This is a genomic window from Azospirillum tabaci, assembly GCF_014596085.1.
Classification (GTDB): Bacteria; Pseudomonadota; Alphaproteobacteria; order Azospirillales; family Azospirillaceae; genus Azospirillum; species Azospirillum tabaci.
In genome coordinates this window covers 93,261-110,785 of the sequence record NZ_JACCJY010000025.1, presented here as the reverse complement: position 1 = coordinate 110,785, position 17,525 = coordinate 93,261, and the positions used below count along the sequence as shown (strand labels likewise).

The window sequence follows — 17,525 nt, the reverse complement described above, 5'->3', positions numbered from 1 at the left end:
GCCGGGCTGTTCCATCGGCTCGGCGAGCTGGTGCGGCTGGTCGCCCTGGCCCGCTGGAACCCGAAATGGGTGGTTGGGCTGGTTGATCCGGAAACGGTGCCGGTGTGGAGCGGGCGGGGCGGTGGCCGGCGCCGGCTGGAGGAGCGGCCCGGCATCCTCTATCACCAGAGCGACGTGGGACGGCTGCCGCTGCACCTCATGCGGTGGAGCCGGGCGGCTGTCGCGCTGGACCTGGAGGTCATTCCGCACATGGCCACGACCTGATGCGCCTGGGACATGGAAGCCTCAAACCTGTTACCCAAGGAATGAGGCTGGTGGGGTGGAGGGCAGAGCAGTGAGGAACCAAGGGGTTGGAAAGTTCATATCCTTCAAGGCGGCGGTTCGGTGTGGGAGCGTCGCGTCGGCATTGCTCATAGCGGCCTGCGCCAACCTGAGCCCGCCACCTCAAGCCGCTCCAGAACCCGGCGCGGTGAGCGCCCTGGATCGGCTAAGCTCAAACGCTTGCAACGACGTTGTCGCGTCGTCCCTCGCCGGAGCACGAATACCGGTATCCGATGTCCGCTATCTGACCTACGGGCTTTATCGCGATATCAATAGAGGGGAAATCGTCGGCTATGATGCCTGGATGGGAATGAACAACCAGCCTGGAGCAGTCGTTGTGCAGCTCGATGCAGTTTGCACACCAAAGCAGATCTATGCCCGTGGGGGCGCCCAACTGCCGAGCGTCCAATGATGAACAGCCCGGCTCGACGTCAGTGGATGGTCTGCACGTCGATGGCCGACAGCACCGCCCGCCGCCCGCGGTCTTCCCACCCGAACAGCGCCTGGGTGTAGACGAAGGGCCGCCCCACGCCGGTCACCGCGATCCGATTGAACAGGGCCTCGCCCGCGCCGATGGCCTCGGCATATTCCAGCCCGATCCGGTGGGCATAGTCGGCGTGCGGGTCGGCGGCCTCGGGCTGACCGATCATGGACCGACTCCAGCCCATGCCGAGAACCTTCACGGTTGGCGCGCCGATCCGGCGGAACAGCAGCGGCGTTTCCGCCTCCATCGCGGCCAGCACCGTGCAGCGGTCGAACAGGCCACGCCGTTCCAGCCAGTCGAACAGGTCGGCGCTGAGGGCGCGGCGCCGTCGGCACTCCGCAGCGATGTCCTGTTGCCAATCCGCGGCGGCGCGTAAGGTGAGCCGCTCGACGTGGATTTCGGTGTGGATGGGGCGCGGTGCGCCCCGATCCGTGTGGAACTGCAGGATGGACATCAAGCCGCCTCCATCATTTTGAGCGCCGCCGTCATCCCGGCCCGGAAGGCGTCGGGAGAGCAGCCGGCGGCGGTGGCGCCCGCCTCCACCATGGCGTCGGTGATGACGGTGGGGACGGCCGGCGCGGTGCGGGGAATGGCCCGGTCGGCGAGGCTGGCGATGGCCGCACCGAAGTCGTCCGATTCGGTCGCGACCGCAGCCTCGCTGGTCAGCATCACCTGCAATTCCGGCACCGCCCGCAGCGCGTCGGCGACCAGCCCGAAGATCAGCGCGTCATCTTCCTTCCGGGCAGCCGACACCGGGGGCGGGAAGGGAAGGGCGCCGGGCTTGCTGTCCGGGTGGCAGGCCACCGGGTGTCCGGCCCAGAGCAGGATCGCCTTGGCGGCCATGGCCAGCGTCGGGTTCCCGTCGTAGGTCGCGATCTGCATCGCGAGGCGGAAGGCCTCCTCGCTCGAGTCGATCAAGTCGGCATCGTCCTGGCCTTCGGCCCCGATGGTCGCTTCCAGCTTCAGCCAGCGGCGGACATCGGCGAGGAACGGGCCGTGGTCGGCGTCCTCTGACCCGGCGAGCAGCGTGTCCAGAGCATCACGCACGCGCTGAAGCGCCGGAGCATGGCGGTGCCCTTCACCGGCCAGCCCGATCTCGGGGCACAGCAACCGGTCAAGCACGGCCAGCACGTCGAGTGGCGTGACCGGCTGCGCAGCCAGCATCTTGTCTTCCAGCGGAGCGTATTCATGATGCAGGCCGTCCCGCGCGAGGTCGGCGATCCGCTGAGCGGCCCCGGCAAAGGTCAGGCCGATGCTGGGGATCATGGTGGAGCGCATCAGCGATCCTCCCGCGGCTGAACGTCAACCAGCCGCTTCCGCGCCACCTCGATCAGGTCGCCCAGCTCGGCGAGATTCTGTTTCGCCATCGGCCCAACGCCGGAGAAGGCCGGCGTCTCGTCCACGATGCTCTGCATCTTGTCCAAGAGGACGGCGATGTCCGTCGCTGCGTTGGCAGCATGCGTGCCGGCCTGGATCGTCCATGCCGCCTGCGCAGCGGCACGGGCGATCGCGCCTTCTTCCATCCGGTAGAGATCGTGTTCCGAGAACATGTTGGCCGGCAACCTCACCTCCGGCCAGATGGACGGATGCGGCATCCGCATCCAGCAATGAATCTTCTCGTCTTCACTGAGAGGCTGAAGGCTCGGGAACTGCAACCACTCACCACCCTTACGGAGGGCGGTGATGGCGTTACAGCCACCCGTCCAAAGCAGCAGCACATTGTCCTCGTTGGCCGGCGGCTCACCCTTGATGAAGACGAGGCCGCACCGGGCGAGAAAGTCGATGATGCCCTTCATCGCGAAGGGCAGGGGCAGCATCTCGTCTTGGGAGCCGCCGGTTACCGACTGCTGCGTGATGCTCAGCGTCGCCTCGGCAATTGCCCCGCACGCTTCCAGCAGCGAGACCGGATCGACGAACAGTTTGCTGGCCTGCTCGATCGCGGTGGTTTCCATCGCGGGGTAGGCCGTCGGGTCGAAGCGCAGGACGTCGCGCATTTCATCCTCTCGCGACCGCGCCGCATAGGCTTGGCTGACGAGCCGGTTGACCACCTCGCACAGATCCATCGTCTCATTGCGAAGGGCGTCGCGTTCAGCCTCAGCCTGCTTCAGGCTGGTGCCTAGCGACTTCGCCAGAGCGATCATGCCGTTGCCGGTCATGACGGTGGTGGCGAAAGCGTCTTCCAGCAGCTTCAGTCGGCCGGCGACATCTCTGTCGGCCGCCACGTTCGAACCCGACGCGCCAGCCTGTTCGCTGTCACCTTCCACGCTCGATTCGCCGTAGCCGGCCAGCGGGTCCAGGTCACTGCTCCCGAACAGCCAGTCGAAGGTGTCGCTGATCGCACCAGCTTCGACAGCCCCATCGCCGCCCGCTTCGGCCAGCACGGCGCAGCGGCCTTGAAGATCAAGAACATCGGCGGGGGAGCGCGACACCCTCAGGATGTGCACGTCTTGGAGGTGCTCTCCCGGCACACTTTCATCGCGCGCCTCGCTGAGTATCATGGTATTTTCCGGGTCGGTCTTCATGGGTTTTCCAATGCTGGTGGGGACCGTTGAGCCGTTCGCGCGGCTCTGCTGATAGGCGCTCGGCTGTTCGCGCAGCCGGGCGCTTGTCGTTTGATGACGGCAGGACCTTGGAGTGCCGCTGCAAGGCTTCCGGGTCTTTTTAATGGGTTGCTATAACCACCTTTTGGGTTACGATATACCCACTCCGCCGAAGCCGGCAACCCAAAAGTGGGTTCTCATAACCAAAAACAGAGGTGGAAAGGTATGTCGCTCACCATAAGCCGTCAGATGAAAGCGGCTCGGGCGCTCATCGGATGGGAACAGAAGGACCTTGCAGAGGCGGCAGGGGTAGCGATCAACACCATTCGGCGGATGGAAGCCGGAGACGGACCGATCAAAGCAAATGCGGAAACCCTGCGAAAGGTTGAGCGCGCGTTCATTGAGGCCGGTCTGGAATTGTTGAACCACGGTGCGCCCGGCGTCCGGATTCGTCCGGCATCGACATCTTGACCGTGCCGTGGTTTTCCCGCGCGCATACGCTTGCGCGCCCCAGATTTCGGGGGCACATTCAGCTGCATCACTCGCTCCATTGGTGAGTGTATGGGCTGGCGAACGGGAGCGGCGCCAACCACACCCCGCTCACCAGCCTCACCATCATGCTCTGTGGTAAGGCGCCCAGGTCGCCTGCCCGCGGCCTGGGCTACCGCCACATTCAGGCTGCATGGGCACGGTTCCGCACCAGCGGCCACTCATCGCCTTCACCCGGTTCGCGGTAGCATTCGGCGCCGGCCATAGGGTGATCCGCGTAGGGATCGACCGGCATCGTGTGGCCGTAGCTGACGAGCTTGCGCGTCATGGCGTAGGCGGCCTCATAGGCTGGCGTGCCGTAGACGCCCGGCGTGTGGTCCACGATCTGGCCCAGCGCAACCATGCAGTCCTCGAAATACACCCGCGGGCGCAGCATGTGGGCGTGCCACACCTTGTCCACCAGCTTCGACGGGACGAGGGTTTCCGTCGGGTAGGCGGCCACAGCAGTGAGGAACGACCGATAGCGCTCAACCGCCACCGAAGCCTCATCTTTCGGCATGCCGCTGCGCACGAGGTCATCGACCAGAATGTCCAGATTCATGGCGTTGATCGCCTGGACCTTGCTCAAGATATCCATCAGCTCTTTCCTCTTTTCATGATTTGCCGCGAAACCGGGCGGCTCCGGTAATCGCCCCCAATACGGCTACCCAGCGGGCAAGGCCCGTCTGACCGCGGTTGGCGAGTGCCCCAACATCCAGTTTCTTCAGGATGTTTTTGACCTGTTCGCGTCCGGTGCCGGGCGCTTTTCCGAGTTCTTTTGCTGCGTCGTCATTGGTGAAGCCGTTGCCGATCATGGCGGCCAGTTCAGCCTCCGCCGGGGTCAGCTTGAAGTCTCGGTGCAGCACGTCGGAAACGGCTGCGACATCAAGACTGGCCGGCGCGACCATCACGACCGCCGACCCGAGAGAATCACCACCTCGCGACACCGACACGATGTGCGACCTTCCTGCTGCAGCTCGAATGCTGGTGGCTGCGGTCGGCGCCAAAAGGCGGCCCAGGCTGGCAAGCGCTACGAGGCGCGACAGCTCTGAGGTGTCATCACCGTGAAGCGCTGATAGGCGTCCTTGCTCGTCCACCAACAAGCCGTCGGACCGACTGATGAGATCGGCCATGGCGGCGTTCTTGTGCTTGATCCGTCTGTCCGGTCCCAGAACTGCGATGCCGAATGCCAAGCAGTCGAGCGCCGCTGCGCACTGCTCAGCAGCTTCCCTTTGCCGGATCGCTTCGAGCAGCCCAAAGGTCGGAATGTCGCGTGAGAAGTATTGCCGAAGGCCGGCCCGATCCGGTTCGACACGAAGCTGTGCGTTCCACCCGTTGTCGAGACGGATATGTGCGCAGATCAATTCCGTTGGAAATCGGCGGGTGAACTCAAGGCGAGGGCTTCGGCGAGCGTTCTGTGCATCAGCAAGCTGCGCCTCGAAGTCTGGTGGACTGATGATCCCGTTATCCGCTCCGTGTTTCCATGAGGAGCGCAGCATTGATTCGAAGGTCAGTGGTGCAGAAAAATCGATGAACGGATACAGGCGCTTCTTATCTTGGCTGGCGTAAACGACGTTATCGTTTGGATCGATGATGACGAGAGATGCGCGCAGCCGTGACGCCATCACGGCCATGTCGGCGAATGGACCTGGGATGTCCCATGGGAGCGGCAGCATCGTCATCGTTTGGGCTATTCAACGGTTGTGGCTTTCCTTTCGTCTGAACGTAACAAAGCGCTCTTGCACGCTACCACCACCCACGTGGGGGGTGCGATGCACCGGCGCTCCAAATCTATGAGTAATTCTGTGGAGTTGGGCGCACCCAAATTGGCTTCAGGTGCTTGATTCGTAAGCCTTGCTGGGAATTTCATTGCGCAACCAGCGCAGCTCAGGGGGCAATGAACTTTTTTAGTTGCAGTAAGGCTGATGCATACCAGTATGTGTAGGTGGTGGCTGCGGTTGCTCGACACGATAATAATGCTGCACAATTTTCTCGAATCACGGGGGCGACTCGGACGAATTTGAGCGCGAATCGGACTGCTCCACCTTGAACACGTAGAGTGCCGCCCCAATGATCATCGCCGACCCGACCGCCTGCATGCCGCCCGGAACCTCGCCGAACAGCACGTAGCCAGCCACCAGGGCAATCGGCACGTCGATCAGCGACAAAGGTGCCAACCGGGCAGGGGAGGCGTAGCTGTAGCCCCGGACGGTGAACCACTGCGCCAGTCCGCTTAGCAGGGCCATGCCGACCAGCAGCGGGATATCGGCGGCTGGCGGCTCGATCGCCACGCTGGACGCGGGCACCGCCACCACGGCGGTCACCAGGATCGCAGAGACGGCCACCACGACGCTCGGTGGATTGGTCAGAGCCAGCCGGCGCATGCAGATGTGGCTCCCAGCTCCCGCGAAGGCAGCGAGCGGCAGGATCAGCGCTTCCCAACCGTCCCACACAGCTGCCGGCGTCCCAATGGTCGTGAGGCGAGGCCAGAGTGCTACGACACCCCCAGCAATGCCGAGGCAAACGGCGGCCCACACGTCGGGGCCAACCCGCTCGCCGAGGAACAGGCGAGCCATGGGGATCACCAAGGCAGCCCTGACGTACATGAAGGCCGTCACCAGGGCGATTGGCAAGGTGGCGTAGGAGTGGACTAGCGCCATCAGCGACACCGCGCCCACAATTGCCCGCACGAGGTGGATGTAAGGATCTCGGAGTTGGCGCAGATGGAGGAAGGCCCGCCACGCAACTAGCACCATGATCAGGCCGCCGGCCGACCGGAACATGGCCATCTCCAGCGGCGGCAGCTTGGCGCCCAGGTGTCGGATCGCGATGTTGGCGGCCATGAAGGCGAACGCTGACGCGATGATCCACAGGGCGCCGATGATCGTGGGGCGGGACATACGGCCTACTCTACCGTGGAAGGCGCAGGAGCGCCTACCAGAGACGATTGAGGCGTTTCAATCAATGTATCAATCGCCCGTATGGATATGATGTTTTTCCAATGCGTATGGAAGGCCGAGATATGCATAATTGTCGCTCCCATAGATTGCAATCATGCTGGCGAGGTGGATGGTGTCGAGAAACCCGTATTGGACCGATTCCAACGCAGAAAGCGAACGGAAGCTGGAGTCGTGGCAAAACCCAGATGCTAAAATTACATTCTCAGCGGGCTCCAGTAATTATTATGAAAATATCGGTTCTACTTCGGGGGCTTTTACAACATACGAGGTGATAGACTTCGTAACGTTAAGTCTTTCAAGTAATGCGACATATATGTTCGTTGCTAAGGGTACTTACCAAGTTGATATAAGTATATTCGATTCCAGTGGATATCTGCTCAATTATAAAGATGGTGATGACGTCGGGTTACCTGATGCGTATGGTTATGACAGTATTGTTGGATTTAAGCCGGACGCATCAGGAACGTATTATCTGAGTGTATCAAACTCGTTTATACGCGGCTCCGGAGTTTGGGGGCTCGCGGTTGCTGAAGATGTTGGCGGTGACGGGAAAAACACATCTTCAAATCCACCTGTGTCAAATCCGTCTACTCAAAACGACACGATTCCGTCAGCGCCAACGACAGTGACAAACCCTGTTACGCAAACCGTTGAGCCAACCAAAATTTTCGCGCGAACTGTTGGCGCCGTCAGCGACAGCGTTGCGTCCACAACCTATTCTGGTCCGGTATCCGGTCTCAAGTGGCAGTTCATCGGTTCATCTGCAGACGAGGCCGTGAAAGGTTCCGCCGACAATGATTTCTTAAACATGACTGCTGGGAATGACGCGGTCGACGCGGGCGACGGGGATGATGTGATCGACGGTGGTACCGGCTCTAACTTCCTAACGGGTGGGGTGGGCAAGGATACGTACTTCGTCGATGGTCGTGGCGGCGGCGTTACGTGGTCCACGGTGACCGACCTGGATGCTGGGGAGTGGACCACTGCTTGGGGATGGAGAGAGGGAACATCGACAATTACCTGGGCCGAAATGACCGGTGCTGACAACTACAAAGGCGCGACTGCTCATATTGATTTGGACGCCAACGGTTCAATCGACATGAGTGTTACATTCACTGGCAAAGCCGTCGGAGCGCTGACGAGCACAGTTGGGACGGTCGGTGCGGACTCTTATCTTGCCTTTATTCTAAAGTGACTTCGGAGGGGCGGCGAAGGTACACATCAATTTACCTTCGCCGCTTGATGCAAGGTTATACGGCCGAATAGGGATGAGCCAGCCACGTCGCACTCACCTGGATCGATGTCAACCGCTTTTAGTTCTTGAAAAGTTCTCATTCCGCGCCATCCTCGCCTGAGGGTCCAAATGGGGGAGGTGGGCATGCAGGCGCCGGTTCCGGTGTTGATGACGTCGTGTCCGGTGGTGGCGGTCGAGGCGGTGGTGTCGGCGGGCTTTCCCAGCCCGGCGGCGGACTACGTGGAAGGCCGCATCGACCTCGCCGAGGTTCTTGTGCCCCACCCCAGCGCCACCTTCACCCTGCGCGTTGCCGGCCACAGCATGACACGGGCGGGCATCCACGACGGTGACCTGGCCATCGTGGATCGCAGCCTGACCGCCCGGCATGACGATGTCGTGGTGGCGGTGCTGGACGGCGAATTGGTCTGCAAGCGGCTGCTGATCCGCGGCCGGCGGGTCTACCTGATCCCGGAGACCGACGATCCGAGCTACCGGCCCACCGAGGTCACCGACCGGCCCGGCTTCGAGGTGTGGGGCGTGGTCACCAGCACCGTCCGCCTGCATCGGCGCTGATCGCCATGGCGCCGCAGGTCTACGGGCTGGTGGACTGCAACAATTTTTACGTCTCGTGCGAACGGGTGTTCGACCCTCGGCTGGAGGGCGTGCCCGTCGGCGTGCTTTCGAACAACGACGGCTGTTTCGTTGCCCGCTCCGCCGAACTGAAGGCGCTGGGTGTGAAGATGGGCCAGCCGCTGTTCGAGGTGCGCGAGCTGGTCCGCCAGCATCGGGTTCGGGTGCTGTCCTCCAACTACTCGCTGTATGGCGACCTGTCGGCCCGGGTGACCGACTGCTTGCGCGGCTTCACGCCACGTCTGGAAGTCTACAGCATCGACGAGTCCTTCCTGGACCTGTCCGGCTTCGAGGGCCGCGACCTTCGGGCCTACGCCGCAGAGATCCGGGCGACGGTCCGGCGGTGGACCGGCATTCCGACCTGCGTCGGGATCGCCGTGACGAAGACACTGGCCAAGCTGGCCAACCACGCGGCCAAGAAGACGCTGCTGGACGACAGCGGCGTCTGCGATCTGGGCGGCGAATCGGAGCGAGAGCATGTGCTGCGCGTCGTGCCGGTCGAGGACGTCTGGGGGATCGGGCGGCGCAGCGCCGAGAAGCTGGGCATGCTCGGCGTGAAGACCGCGGCGGACCTGCGCGACATGGAGCCCCGGCGCGCCCGCCAAGTGCTGACCATCGTCGGCGAGCGGATCGTCTACGAGTTGCGCGGGCTGTCCTGCCTGCCGCTCGGTCAGGCGCCGGCGCCGCGCAAGACGACGGCGGTCACGCGTTCGTTCGGCCAGCCGGTCACAGAATGGGAGCCGATGCGGGAAGCGGTGGCGGCCTATGCGACTCGGGCCGGTGAGAAGCTGCGCGCCGAGGGGCTGGCTGCGGAGGCGCTCCAGGTGTTCATGCACACTTCGCCCTTCCGGCCCGGCCCGGCCTACAGCAACGCCGCTACGGTCGAGCTGCGACCGGCGACCGATGACACCTTTGCGTTGGTCGCCGCGGCGACGGCCGGCGCCGGCAGGATCTGGCGTGACGGGTTCCAGTTCAGCAAGGCTGGAGTGATCCTGACTGGGCTCGTGCCGGTGTCCAAAGTGCAGCCGGACCTGCTGGCCGCCGCCGATCGGGCGCGTGGTGCCCGGCTCATGGCGGCGATGGACGCGATCAACAGCCGGATGGGCCGGGACACTCTGGTGCCGGCAGCCATCATCGGCAGGGCGTGGCGGATGCGCCAGGACAGCCGGTCGCCCAGCTACACGACCGAACTGGAAGACGTGCCGGTGGTGCGGGCTTGATCTTCGAACAACACCCTGAACGGCTTGCCCCGTGATCCGGGCACCTCGGTGAGGATCAGCGCGAAATCCACGCCATCCAGAGATAACGTGTGCAGGATCTCGGTGACCTGGAACGTGAATGGCGTTCCATTCTCCTCAAACTGAACACCGTCGCCCCTGCTCGGTGGCAAGCGGAACGCCTTCTCGCTCCAGATAGGCGCCTCTCCTTCTCGGATGAGGAGGCAACGGCACTGAATGCTCACAGGTTTCCTCCGGCATAATAACGATGTTAAGGCAAGTAACCGCTCGGCTTAGAAGACGAACAAGTAAACAGCGATCATCGCGATAATCGCGAGCGGCAGACTTATCCCAAGAACATACCGTCCGACGTGTTTAATACTGCCTTGGCGGGCCTGCGTGGCGGTCCGAGTAGGGGGTGGCTTCTGATCGATCATGACGTTCCAGCCTCTGTCAGGTAGATTGTTGGCAGTTGGAAGCCATTCAGGTGCTCAGTCGATCTGATGGACCGATGACGGGCCTGGATCAGCTTCTGCTTCACCAACATCAATGGCTGGCAGTGGTTTCGCGCAGTTCTCGAACGACCTACTCACGGTCGACCGGCCGTGAGCGACTATGAATCTCGCATTTTGGATGGTTGCCCGGTAGCTACCGTGCTGTGGCAGAGCTTGGTGGGGTTCTGCGTCACATTGTGCGTACGGTTAGATGAATTGATTTGATAGGTTGTAAATCATGCCATAGAGTGCACGCACCGAAAGGATGCGTCATGCTCGCTGTGAAGAATGTTATCGTGAATGGGCGCCGCACGTCGATGCGACTGGAGCCGTCGATGTGGGAATCGCTGAACGATATCAGCCGGCGGGAAGGAATGAGGGTGAGCCAAGTAGTGAGCTTGGTGGAGCGGAAGGTTGTTGCCTTGACAGGGGAATGCTCGAATCTCACCTCGTCGGTCCGGACCTTCGTCGCCGAGTATTACCGGGCCGCAGCCACTGAAGAAGGGCACCGCTTGGCCGGGCATGGATGCGGAGATCCTGTTGAGGTGATGCCGCAGGATGCGGCCCCGAAGATGGAAAATGTGGAACTGCCGGAACACTCTGGGCAGCTGGCCAGCGAGGAGAGGTGCCTGATTGCCGAACAGGCCCCACCTGCTATCGAAGGTCAGTTCAACGCGTCTGGTCGAGGAGCGGCAGTCTGGCAGGCGGAGGCGCCGACAAGCGCATGCCTGTGATGGTCGCGCGTTTAGAAGACGCATCAGTCGGTTGCACGTCGTAAGCCCACAATGGGCGCCGATATAGCCTCCATTAGGCTATGCAACTTCAATGACTTGAGGCCAATTGGGAGGGTTTTTGTCCGCCTCTGGCTCCCAACTTGGGCAAATCCGAAATTGGATTCCTATGGGGATGCCTTTCACTTCTTGGACCGCACGCAGCGCCCAGATCGCATGCCAGGAACTGAGGGAGATGCGCCGCCGCGAAGCTTGGATTTACACGCAGGGCGCTGCGACGTGGACTAGGGGGACACGGGTGCTGCCATCAATCAGAAAGGTGGTCGTCTGCTGAGCGACACTCGCTCAGGTATTCCTGCTGTGGTGTGCCTGCGATCATTCGGTTGCACTATTCCGTTGACGATGGAATGGTGTGCTTGCGCTTACGCTTGAGAGTAGCAATGAAAGCCCTGGATGATCCGAGACAGGTAGACGCCTGGTACTTCAGCCTCGGTGGCCGCGCCGCCGGACCGTACTCACTAGACGATGTCCTGGGAATGGTGGCCGATGGCCATATCAAGCCCAACGACATGATCTGGACTCCAATGGGAGGCGAGTGGATCCAGGCCTGCCACGTTCCCAGCCTATTTCCGGCAAAGTCTGTCGTGCTGCCTGTGTCTCCTAGGGTGTCGGCAGAGCTTAGAACGCCGCAGGCCGCCGCCGAGCCGGACGACGCGGATGACAAGATTCCGGCCAGATCGGTGGGGGAGAAGCGTAGCAGGTTGGGCCGGTCCTACATCGCCCGCCACTGGCGAGGCGAACTAAGCTTGGGCGTCTCGTATTGGGTCAATGGCTTCCTCGGAAACATCGCTGCCATGGCGGCAGCGGCCGGACTGACAGCGGCATTGCCGGACATGTACGATCCCATGATCGGGCTGGTCGGCATTGTGCTCATATCGGCATTGGTTCTGCTGGTCACGCTATGGCAGGTGGTCGGCGTGTGGCGCTCGGCGAGAAGTCACAAGTCCCGTGGCGGTAAAGCGGTGTGGGCGCGCATCGCGCAGTTCATGATGGTACTGGCCTGCCTCCAAGCTGCCAATGTACTCGGCAGACAGGCCGTGCCGCAGATCACTGAAGCGTATCGGATCGTCAACGGCGATCCGACCGTCGGCACTTTTGAGCTGAGGTTGCTCAATGGCGGGACGGAGATCGAGTTCATCGGCGGCATTCCGTTCGGTGCGACCAAGGAGTTGCGGAAGTTCCTCGACGCCGCTCATGGCATTGGGGTTGTTCATCTCAACAGTACCGGCGGCCGGATCGCCGAAGCCCGTTTGATGCGCGATCTGATCCGCGAACGGAAACTGATTACCTATACGTCGGATCGCTGCCTGTCCGCTTGCACGATCGCGTACTTGGGTGGTGTGCAGCGGTATGTGAACCCTATTGCTAAGCTGGGTTTCCACTCCAGCAACTTCCCTGGCCTGACGGCTCAGGAGTTGCGCGAGGTGAACAATCTAGCGAAGCGCGAGGCGGTTCAATTCGGCGTCGGGAGCGAATTCGCCGAGAAGGCGTACAGCACCACCGCCAACACGACGATGTGGTATCCTAGCGTCCAGGAACTGCTGTCGGCGCGCTTCGCCACCGCTATATCCGACGGTCAGTTCGCGCTTTCGGGCGTGGGTTCCCGACCGAACCCTGAGGATATCGCGCGCAAATTGCGTGAGATCCCGCTTTACAATGTGGTGGCGCGGGCCGATCAGGCGCGCTTCGGCAAGCTCATGGATACATTCGTGGATGGTGCGATCAAAGGCCTGCCTGAGGCCCAAGTGTACTCGGCGATGCGAAACAGCCTCGGCGACATGATCCGCGCCTATCTCCCGCGAGCATCTGACGACGCCCTGATCGCCCTGGCCAGTGTGCTCGTCGAGGAGGTGGACGGCATCGGTAAGGTGAGCCCGGAAGTATGCCACGACTACGTCATGGGGACGCCCGGCAAACACATCGAACTTCGGTCTTACTTGTCGCCTGACGTGCTGCAGCGCGACCTCCGGGCTTCCGAGATGATCCTCGAGAGCGGGGTCGCCGGAGCGGGAAGTGCCATCCCACCGAAGGAGGCGGAAGCTTTGGGACGCCTGATCTTCACGAACATCTCTCGCAAGTACGGAGCCGCGACGGTCGAGCGCATGGCTCAACTCGGGACGTCACAGATTGCGAAGACCGACACCTGCGGCCTAGCGAAAATCCTGTACACCGAAGCTCTCGCAACTCCGGCGCAGATCCGAGGGAAATTGCTACGCACGCTGCTGACGGCCAAGTAGTCAGGCTTTGAGCCGCAGAATGCGATTTGATGTGGAATGTGGCATCAACCGGTACGACAGCAAGCTGTTGGAGCCGCGGGTCGGTGCCGTGTCGGCGACCCGCCAGTGTGCCGGACGGCCACGACGGTGTCCGGCCAAGCTACACGCCGACAATGGCTACTACTTCGTCCATTTCCGGCGGGGCTGCGCCAACGAGCGATCACTCTGCGGATTGCCCGGCGTGGCGTCGAGAGCAGTAAGCGTCTTGGCCGACACCGATGGGCAGTCCGGCGGACGTTCACCTTGTTCGTCCGCTTCCGCCACATCGCCGTCCGCTACGAACGGCGCGCCGACATCTTCACCGCCAGCCTCAACTGCAGGCGCTTTGTCCAGAGATGATTTTGTTTGGCGCTCTAACCCCAAGGATCTTCCACCTTATCGGTCGGCTTGATCGCTACTTGGTCTGGCAGTGCCTGCTCCTTCTCCAGCGCCGCGATGACGTCATCCAGGATAGCCTTCAGCTCGCGAGCATGCTGTAGGCCCTTCTTGTCCTTGGTGACGATCAGACTGCCGTAGATCGACACCCGGTCGGTCTGGTTCTCGACGGTGAGTTCGTCGACTTGAAGCGATTCGGCGTCGCTTGCGAAGGGCTTGATCTGCGACGGCATGGTCACCTCTCGAGGGGCAGGAATGGCGCTGGTGTGAATGTAAGCCGGTCGTCGCTGTCCGCCATCATCACCTGCGCGGCTTCGGCGTGGGCAACGTCATTGCGGTCGCCTTGGTCTCAGGCGGAAGTCCAGGAAAAACAGAGATGCCGGTGAGCTGTTCCAGCTCGGAGATGGACACGACCTTGAATGCCTTGGTGTCGATGTTCTCGACCACGTAGGCGCCGGCGGCGCGCTTGGCCGGGTCGTAAATCGCCTTGAACGCATGCGTCGGCACGATGACACGCCCGTTGATCCGCTCGAAGGTCGCACCGCGCTGGTAGATCGGCCCGGTCACGACGTACAGCTCACCGGTCCGCACGGCGTAATCGCGTGTTGCCGACTCGATCTGCTCCCAGATGATCTGGTTCATCCTACGGTTCTGGGGGATCATGTTGGCGAGGCTGAAACTCTCATGCTGAGCCTGGGCGTTGGGCATGTCTCCGCTGGGGCTCATGTGACCGCGGTCGAAGCCCGAGCCCTTGTAGTCGTCCAGTTCCGCACGCTCGTCTGGCGGCAGGTTGGGATCAGGATGGAACGTGTTCTTCCGCTTCATCTCCCGTGCGGCGGCTAGTCGGTCGGCGGTCAGGTGTTCGGCTGACCAGAGGGAGGTGCGGCTTACTCCAGAGTGGAGCAGGGCGTAAGCGCTGTAGCAGATAGGCCGAGTCTTCGCCGAGAGAGCTTGGCGGACCAAGTCCGGAGCCTGTCCATCGAGGAAGTGCTGTGGGCAATCGGTCGGCGCCGCCGCTGCACTCTGGAGGGGCCCAACAAGCGTGAGCGCGCCGAAGGCAAGAACGGCGGCAATGTGGCGTCCGAACATTGGGCGGCTCCTCTCGCATGGCGGCGGGGCCGGAGTATGCCGCCCGGACTGAGGTGGTTGCAATGAAGCCTTAAGGATCTCTCGTCAGGATATTGTGAGATTCGCCTTCTAGTTGGTGAGAACGATGCGCCGCTCGCTCCTTCTGCCCTTGATTGGGCTCATCATCGCAATATCCGGTTCACCTGCGACGGCACGCGGCCCAGCCCTGACTGATGACGAGGTGAGGGAGCGGATCATTCAGGAGTCGATCGCGTCCTACCCAGGTAACTGCCCGTGCCCATACAACACGATGCGGAACGGGCGGCGGTGCGGTGGGAACAGCGCCTATAGCCGGCCGGGCGGGCGGTCACCGCTTTGCTTCCCGAAGGATGTCACCGACAGCATGGTCAGCCGGTACCGGCAGACGCATTGAGGCTCAGCGAACAGGCAGACTGGATCGCACCGTGTAATGGGCTGGGTGGGCGACGCGGCCAGCTGCGGCGCCCTGGTGGATGTTACCGAGGGCGTGTTCATCCTACCGAAGAAGACGGCCGCCGTGATCGCCGCGGGTGGCCGGGTGAGCTGGGACAACACCGCGCACCAGTGCGACTCGCCCGGCGCCGGGCTCTACCCGGTGGGCGTGGCGGTGGAGGCCGCCGGCAACGGGGTCAGCACCGTGACGGTGCGGCTGGACGGCGTAAGCACCGCCGTTGCGGCCTGATCTGGGCGGTAGGAACTGGGGCGGCTGGCGGGGACGAGACTGCTGGGCCGGCCCAACGTGTTTATTAAATTCGCTGTTGAACGCAGATAGTACTCTTCTTTAAGAGACAGATCGTTATAGATCTACCCACCCGGTTTGTGCTTTGTATTCGGATGCTCGAGAATAGAAAGAAAAGCAAATCCGCTTTAATTAATCCAATTTCATTGATTATTTTCATTGATTATGATGACCGCAAAATCGCCCTTTCGCATCCAATCCTGAAACAAAGCAGTAAAGATCGATGTTGAGACTATCTAGCCGTTTGCGAAACTCAACCGCATTTTGTATCTCTTCCTCGCTATTCTGTCCTGAAAATTTGCAAGTAGATGAGTTTTTTTTCTCGTATATTTCCTTATAGTGAAGACGGTTAATGCAGGAATGAAGTTCACCGAACTGCGGCTGTATTTTTTGCTCAAAAAATCGTCGTTTCTCTAATCCATAATACTTGTTAATAAGCATGATATTGACCATAAGATCAGCATTCCACTCATCTAGAACTTTTAGGTAGCTTTCCCATGTATCTTTGCGATCCTGGGTGGGCAAACCGTCCTCGACAGCAAGCCCATAGCGCCTCATCCAAAACATGCGCCTCCAGGCGCTGCGAGTAAGTTCCCTTGAAAATTTTCCCTTGGCGTCTTCATTCGCTATCTGTAAAGAGTCTGGCTTAAGACCCAACTGAACTTGTGCTTTATCAGCTAAGTCGAGTACATCCTTACCAAATGATACAGCAGCCACAATAAGGCCGGATATTGCCACAACCGCAGCAATCTCAGGCTTTTGGCGTAATTTTAGGATGAGATTAGCCGACCACCGTAAAGCCATTGCTTTCTCCATAAGATGGCAGTTGGTAGGTTCATATTGCCTTGATTCAAGGGTTGGCTCAACTCAGCTTACAGGCAAAACATATCTCTGCAATATCTCGTCAAAAAGCATCAATAAAGATTATTCATGTTACTCAAGATCTTCATTGACCTGCTGGTGTCAACAGAAACGCTGCGTATTTTTCTGATGCTGCTGTTCGACGTGTCCCGCGCCCACACCCGAAGGCCAGCCCGATCCCGCGGCCGGCGCCATAGCCGATGTCCTGCGCCGGGTGGAGGTGCTGGAGGCGCATGTCGCCGACCTCCGGGGCAAGGCTGGCCGGCAAGCCAAGGTGGCCAGCCAGCAGCAACGGCTGATCGCCGCCGCGGGCCTGGAAGGTGTCATGACCCGTCTCCAGTACGCCGCGCACATCGGCGTGTCTAACCCGACGCTCACGCGCTGGGTGAAGCGGGGGATGCCTATTTCGTCATGATGGCCCCAGTCACTCAAGGAACGGGGCCTTCGGGAAACCCGGCGCGATTCACCGCCGCGATAGCTTCGCCCTGGTCCAACGGCCAAACCGAGGGACCGATCACCAAGCTCAAACTCGTTAAACGCCAGATATACGGTCGCGAAAAGCTCGATCTCCTTCAGGCGCGTCGTCGGCTTCCCGTGGCCGGCCACCATAGCAACTGTGTCAGAGCCCTTTCACAAGCCGATCCTGAGTCCCTTTCCAATACCGAATGACATACACCGATCTGCTTTTGGGAACGGAGCGCGCAGCGTTCGCAACAGATGCCCTACTCTCTTACGGACGCAAAAGTCGAACATAATTATTAATGATCCACAGAACGCTACCCCCGTCTTATATTCGAGCAGATGAGCAGCAGAACAATTGAGTTATCCCTTGTTTTTATCTGGTGGATCGGAATTAAGGGATCAACAATGCGCCGCTCTCCTCATGGCGAACCGCTGATGAGCAATGCCGCAGCAAGTCATGAGCAAAGGTGGGGCGGCTCGTGGGGGTACAGCGAAGCGTATCCACC

The 17,525-nt window shown here is 61.0% G+C and carries 17 protein-coding genes and 2 pseudogenes; 10 read left to right on the top strand and 9 right to left on the bottom strand.

What is annotated here, in order from left to right; all coding sequences use genetic code 11:
* A pseudogene (locus tag H0B54_RS21380) lies at nucleotides 1-264 on the top strand (hypothetical protein); the annotation flags it as partial.
* A gap of 488 nt (nucleotides 265-752) precedes the next feature.
* Here H0B54_RS21380 and H0B54_RS21375 read toward each other — a convergent pair.
* Genes H0B54_RS21375 through H0B54_RS21365 form a run of 3 tightly spaced genes read right to left on the bottom strand, consistent with a single transcriptional unit; the run spans nucleotide 753 to nucleotide 3,327 of the window.
* Nucleotides 753-1,259: a hypothetical protein gene (locus tag H0B54_RS21375; protein ID WP_188261999.1), complete on the bottom strand. Its 507-nt coding sequence runs from the start codon at nucleotides 1,257-1,259 to the stop codon at nucleotides 753-755.
* Nucleotides 1,259-2,083 carry a hypothetical protein gene (locus H0B54_RS21370; RefSeq protein ID WP_188261998.1) on the bottom strand — a complete coding sequence of 275 codons (825 nt, stop codon included), beginning with the start codon at nucleotides 2,081-2,083 and terminating at the stop codon, nucleotides 1,259-1,261. Before H0B54_RS21370 ends, H0B54_RS21375 begins: the two co-directional genes overlap by 1 nt.
* Nucleotides 2,083-3,327 (bottom strand): hypothetical protein, encoded by a 1,245-nt coding sequence (locus tag H0B54_RS21365; protein WP_188261997.1) that lies wholly within the window; start codon nucleotides 3,325-3,327, stop codon nucleotides 2,083-2,085. Before H0B54_RS21365 ends, H0B54_RS21370 begins: the two co-directional genes overlap by 1 nt.
* A 243-nt stretch (nucleotides 3,328-3,570) precedes the next feature.
* On the opposite strand from H0B54_RS21365, the gene H0B54_RS21360 reads away from it, so the two are divergent.
* On the top strand, nucleotides 3,571-3,816 hold the full coding sequence (locus H0B54_RS21360; protein WP_188261996.1) for a helix-turn-helix domain-containing protein: 246 nt from the start codon (nucleotides 3,571-3,573) through the stop codon (nucleotides 3,814-3,816).
* Between the two features lie 202 nt (nucleotides 3,817-4,018).
* Here the strand turns inward: H0B54_RS21360 and H0B54_RS21355 are convergent, their stop codons facing one another.
* The 3 genes from H0B54_RS21355 to H0B54_RS21345 all read right to left on the bottom strand — a co-directional run bounded on the left by H0B54_RS21355 (nucleotide 4,019) and on the right by H0B54_RS21345 (nucleotide 6,773).
* Entirely contained in the window at nucleotides 4,019-4,471 is a 453-nt protein-coding gene (locus H0B54_RS21355; RefSeq protein ID WP_188261995.1) for a glycine-rich domain-containing protein, read from the bottom strand.
* Nucleotides 4,472-4,487: 16 nt separating this feature from the next.
* Nucleotides 4,488-5,555, bottom strand: coding sequence for a helix-turn-helix transcriptional regulator (locus tag H0B54_RS21350; RefSeq protein ID WP_188261994.1), 1,068 nt, complete (start codon nucleotides 5,553-5,555; stop codon nucleotides 4,488-4,490).
* Nucleotides 5,556-5,870: 315 nt separating this feature from the next.
* Nucleotides 5,871-6,773 carry a DMT family transporter gene (locus H0B54_RS21345; protein ID WP_188261993.1) on the bottom strand — a complete coding sequence of 301 codons (903 nt, stop codon included), beginning with the start codon at nucleotides 6,771-6,773 and terminating at the stop codon, nucleotides 5,871-5,873.
* Nucleotides 6,774-6,927: 154 nt separating this feature from the next.
* Here H0B54_RS21345 and H0B54_RS21340 point away from each other — a divergent pair, with 154 nt between their 5' ends.
* The 6 genes and pseudogenes from H0B54_RS21340 to H0B54_RS21315 form a co-directional block, all read left to right on the top strand.
* Nucleotides 6,928-8,028: a glutamyl endopeptidase gene (locus tag H0B54_RS21340; protein WP_211109477.1), complete on the top strand. Its 1,101-nt coding sequence runs from the start codon at nucleotides 6,928-6,930 to the stop codon at nucleotides 8,026-8,028.
* A gap of 183 nt (nucleotides 8,029-8,211) precedes the next feature.
* Nucleotides 8,212-8,640 (top strand): LexA family protein, encoded by a 429-nt coding sequence (locus H0B54_RS21335; RefSeq protein WP_188261991.1) that lies wholly within the window; start codon nucleotides 8,212-8,214, stop codon nucleotides 8,638-8,640.
* Nucleotides 8,598-9,917: a Y-family DNA polymerase gene (locus H0B54_RS21330; RefSeq protein WP_343068994.1), complete on the top strand. Its 1,320-nt coding sequence runs from the start codon at nucleotides 8,598-8,600 to the stop codon at nucleotides 9,915-9,917. Before H0B54_RS21335 ends, H0B54_RS21330 begins: the two co-directional genes overlap by 43 nt.
* Before the next feature lie 763 nt (nucleotides 9,918-10,680).
* Nucleotides 10,681-11,142 carry a ribbon-helix-helix domain-containing protein gene (locus H0B54_RS21325; RefSeq protein ID WP_188261990.1) on the top strand — a complete coding sequence of 154 codons (462 nt, stop codon included), beginning with the start codon at nucleotides 10,681-10,683 and terminating at the stop codon, nucleotides 11,140-11,142.
* A gap of 437 nt (nucleotides 11,143-11,579) precedes the next feature.
* Entirely contained in the window at nucleotides 11,580-13,436 is a 1,857-nt protein-coding gene (locus H0B54_RS21320) for a GYF domain-containing protein (protein ID WP_188261989.1), read from the top strand.
* A 46-nt stretch (nucleotides 13,437-13,482) separates the two neighbouring features.
* Nucleotides 13,483-13,814 (top strand): annotated as a pseudogene (locus H0B54_RS21315) (transposase family protein); the annotation flags it as partial.
* Nucleotides 13,815-13,828: 14 nt separating this feature from the next.
* Here H0B54_RS21315 and H0B54_RS21310 read toward each other — a convergent pair.
* A complete protein-coding gene (locus tag H0B54_RS21310; protein ID WP_188261988.1) occupies nucleotides 13,829-14,083 on the bottom strand; it encodes a hypothetical protein in 255 nt (84 codons plus the stop codon).
* A 67-nt stretch (nucleotides 14,084-14,150) separates the two neighbouring features.
* Nucleotides 14,151-14,939: a DNA/RNA non-specific endonuclease gene (locus tag H0B54_RS21305; protein ID WP_188261987.1), complete on the bottom strand. Its 789-nt coding sequence runs from the start codon at nucleotides 14,937-14,939 to the stop codon at nucleotides 14,151-14,153.
* Between the two features lie 448 nt (nucleotides 14,940-15,387).
* Here H0B54_RS21305 and H0B54_RS21300 point away from each other — a divergent pair, with 448 nt between their 5' ends.
* Complete coding sequence (locus H0B54_RS21300; RefSeq protein WP_188261986.1) at nucleotides 15,388-15,639, top strand: DUF2190 family protein; 252 nt, start codon at nucleotides 15,388-15,390, stop codon at nucleotides 15,637-15,639.
* Between the two features lie 213 nt (nucleotides 15,640-15,852).
* On the opposite strand, the gene H0B54_RS21295 is transcribed toward H0B54_RS21300, so the two are convergent.
* Nucleotides 15,853-16,500 carry a hypothetical protein gene (locus H0B54_RS21295; RefSeq protein ID WP_188261985.1) on the bottom strand — a complete coding sequence of 216 codons (648 nt, stop codon included), beginning with the start codon at nucleotides 16,498-16,500 and terminating at the stop codon, nucleotides 15,853-15,855.
* A 271-nt stretch (nucleotides 16,501-16,771) separates the two neighbouring features.
* Here H0B54_RS21295 and H0B54_RS21290 point away from each other — a divergent pair, with 271 nt between their 5' ends.
* Nucleotides 16,772-16,972 (top strand): hypothetical protein, encoded by a 201-nt coding sequence (locus H0B54_RS21290; RefSeq protein ID WP_188261984.1) that lies wholly within the window; start codon nucleotides 16,772-16,774, stop codon nucleotides 16,970-16,972.
* Nucleotides 16,973-17,525 lie beyond the last annotated feature (553 nt).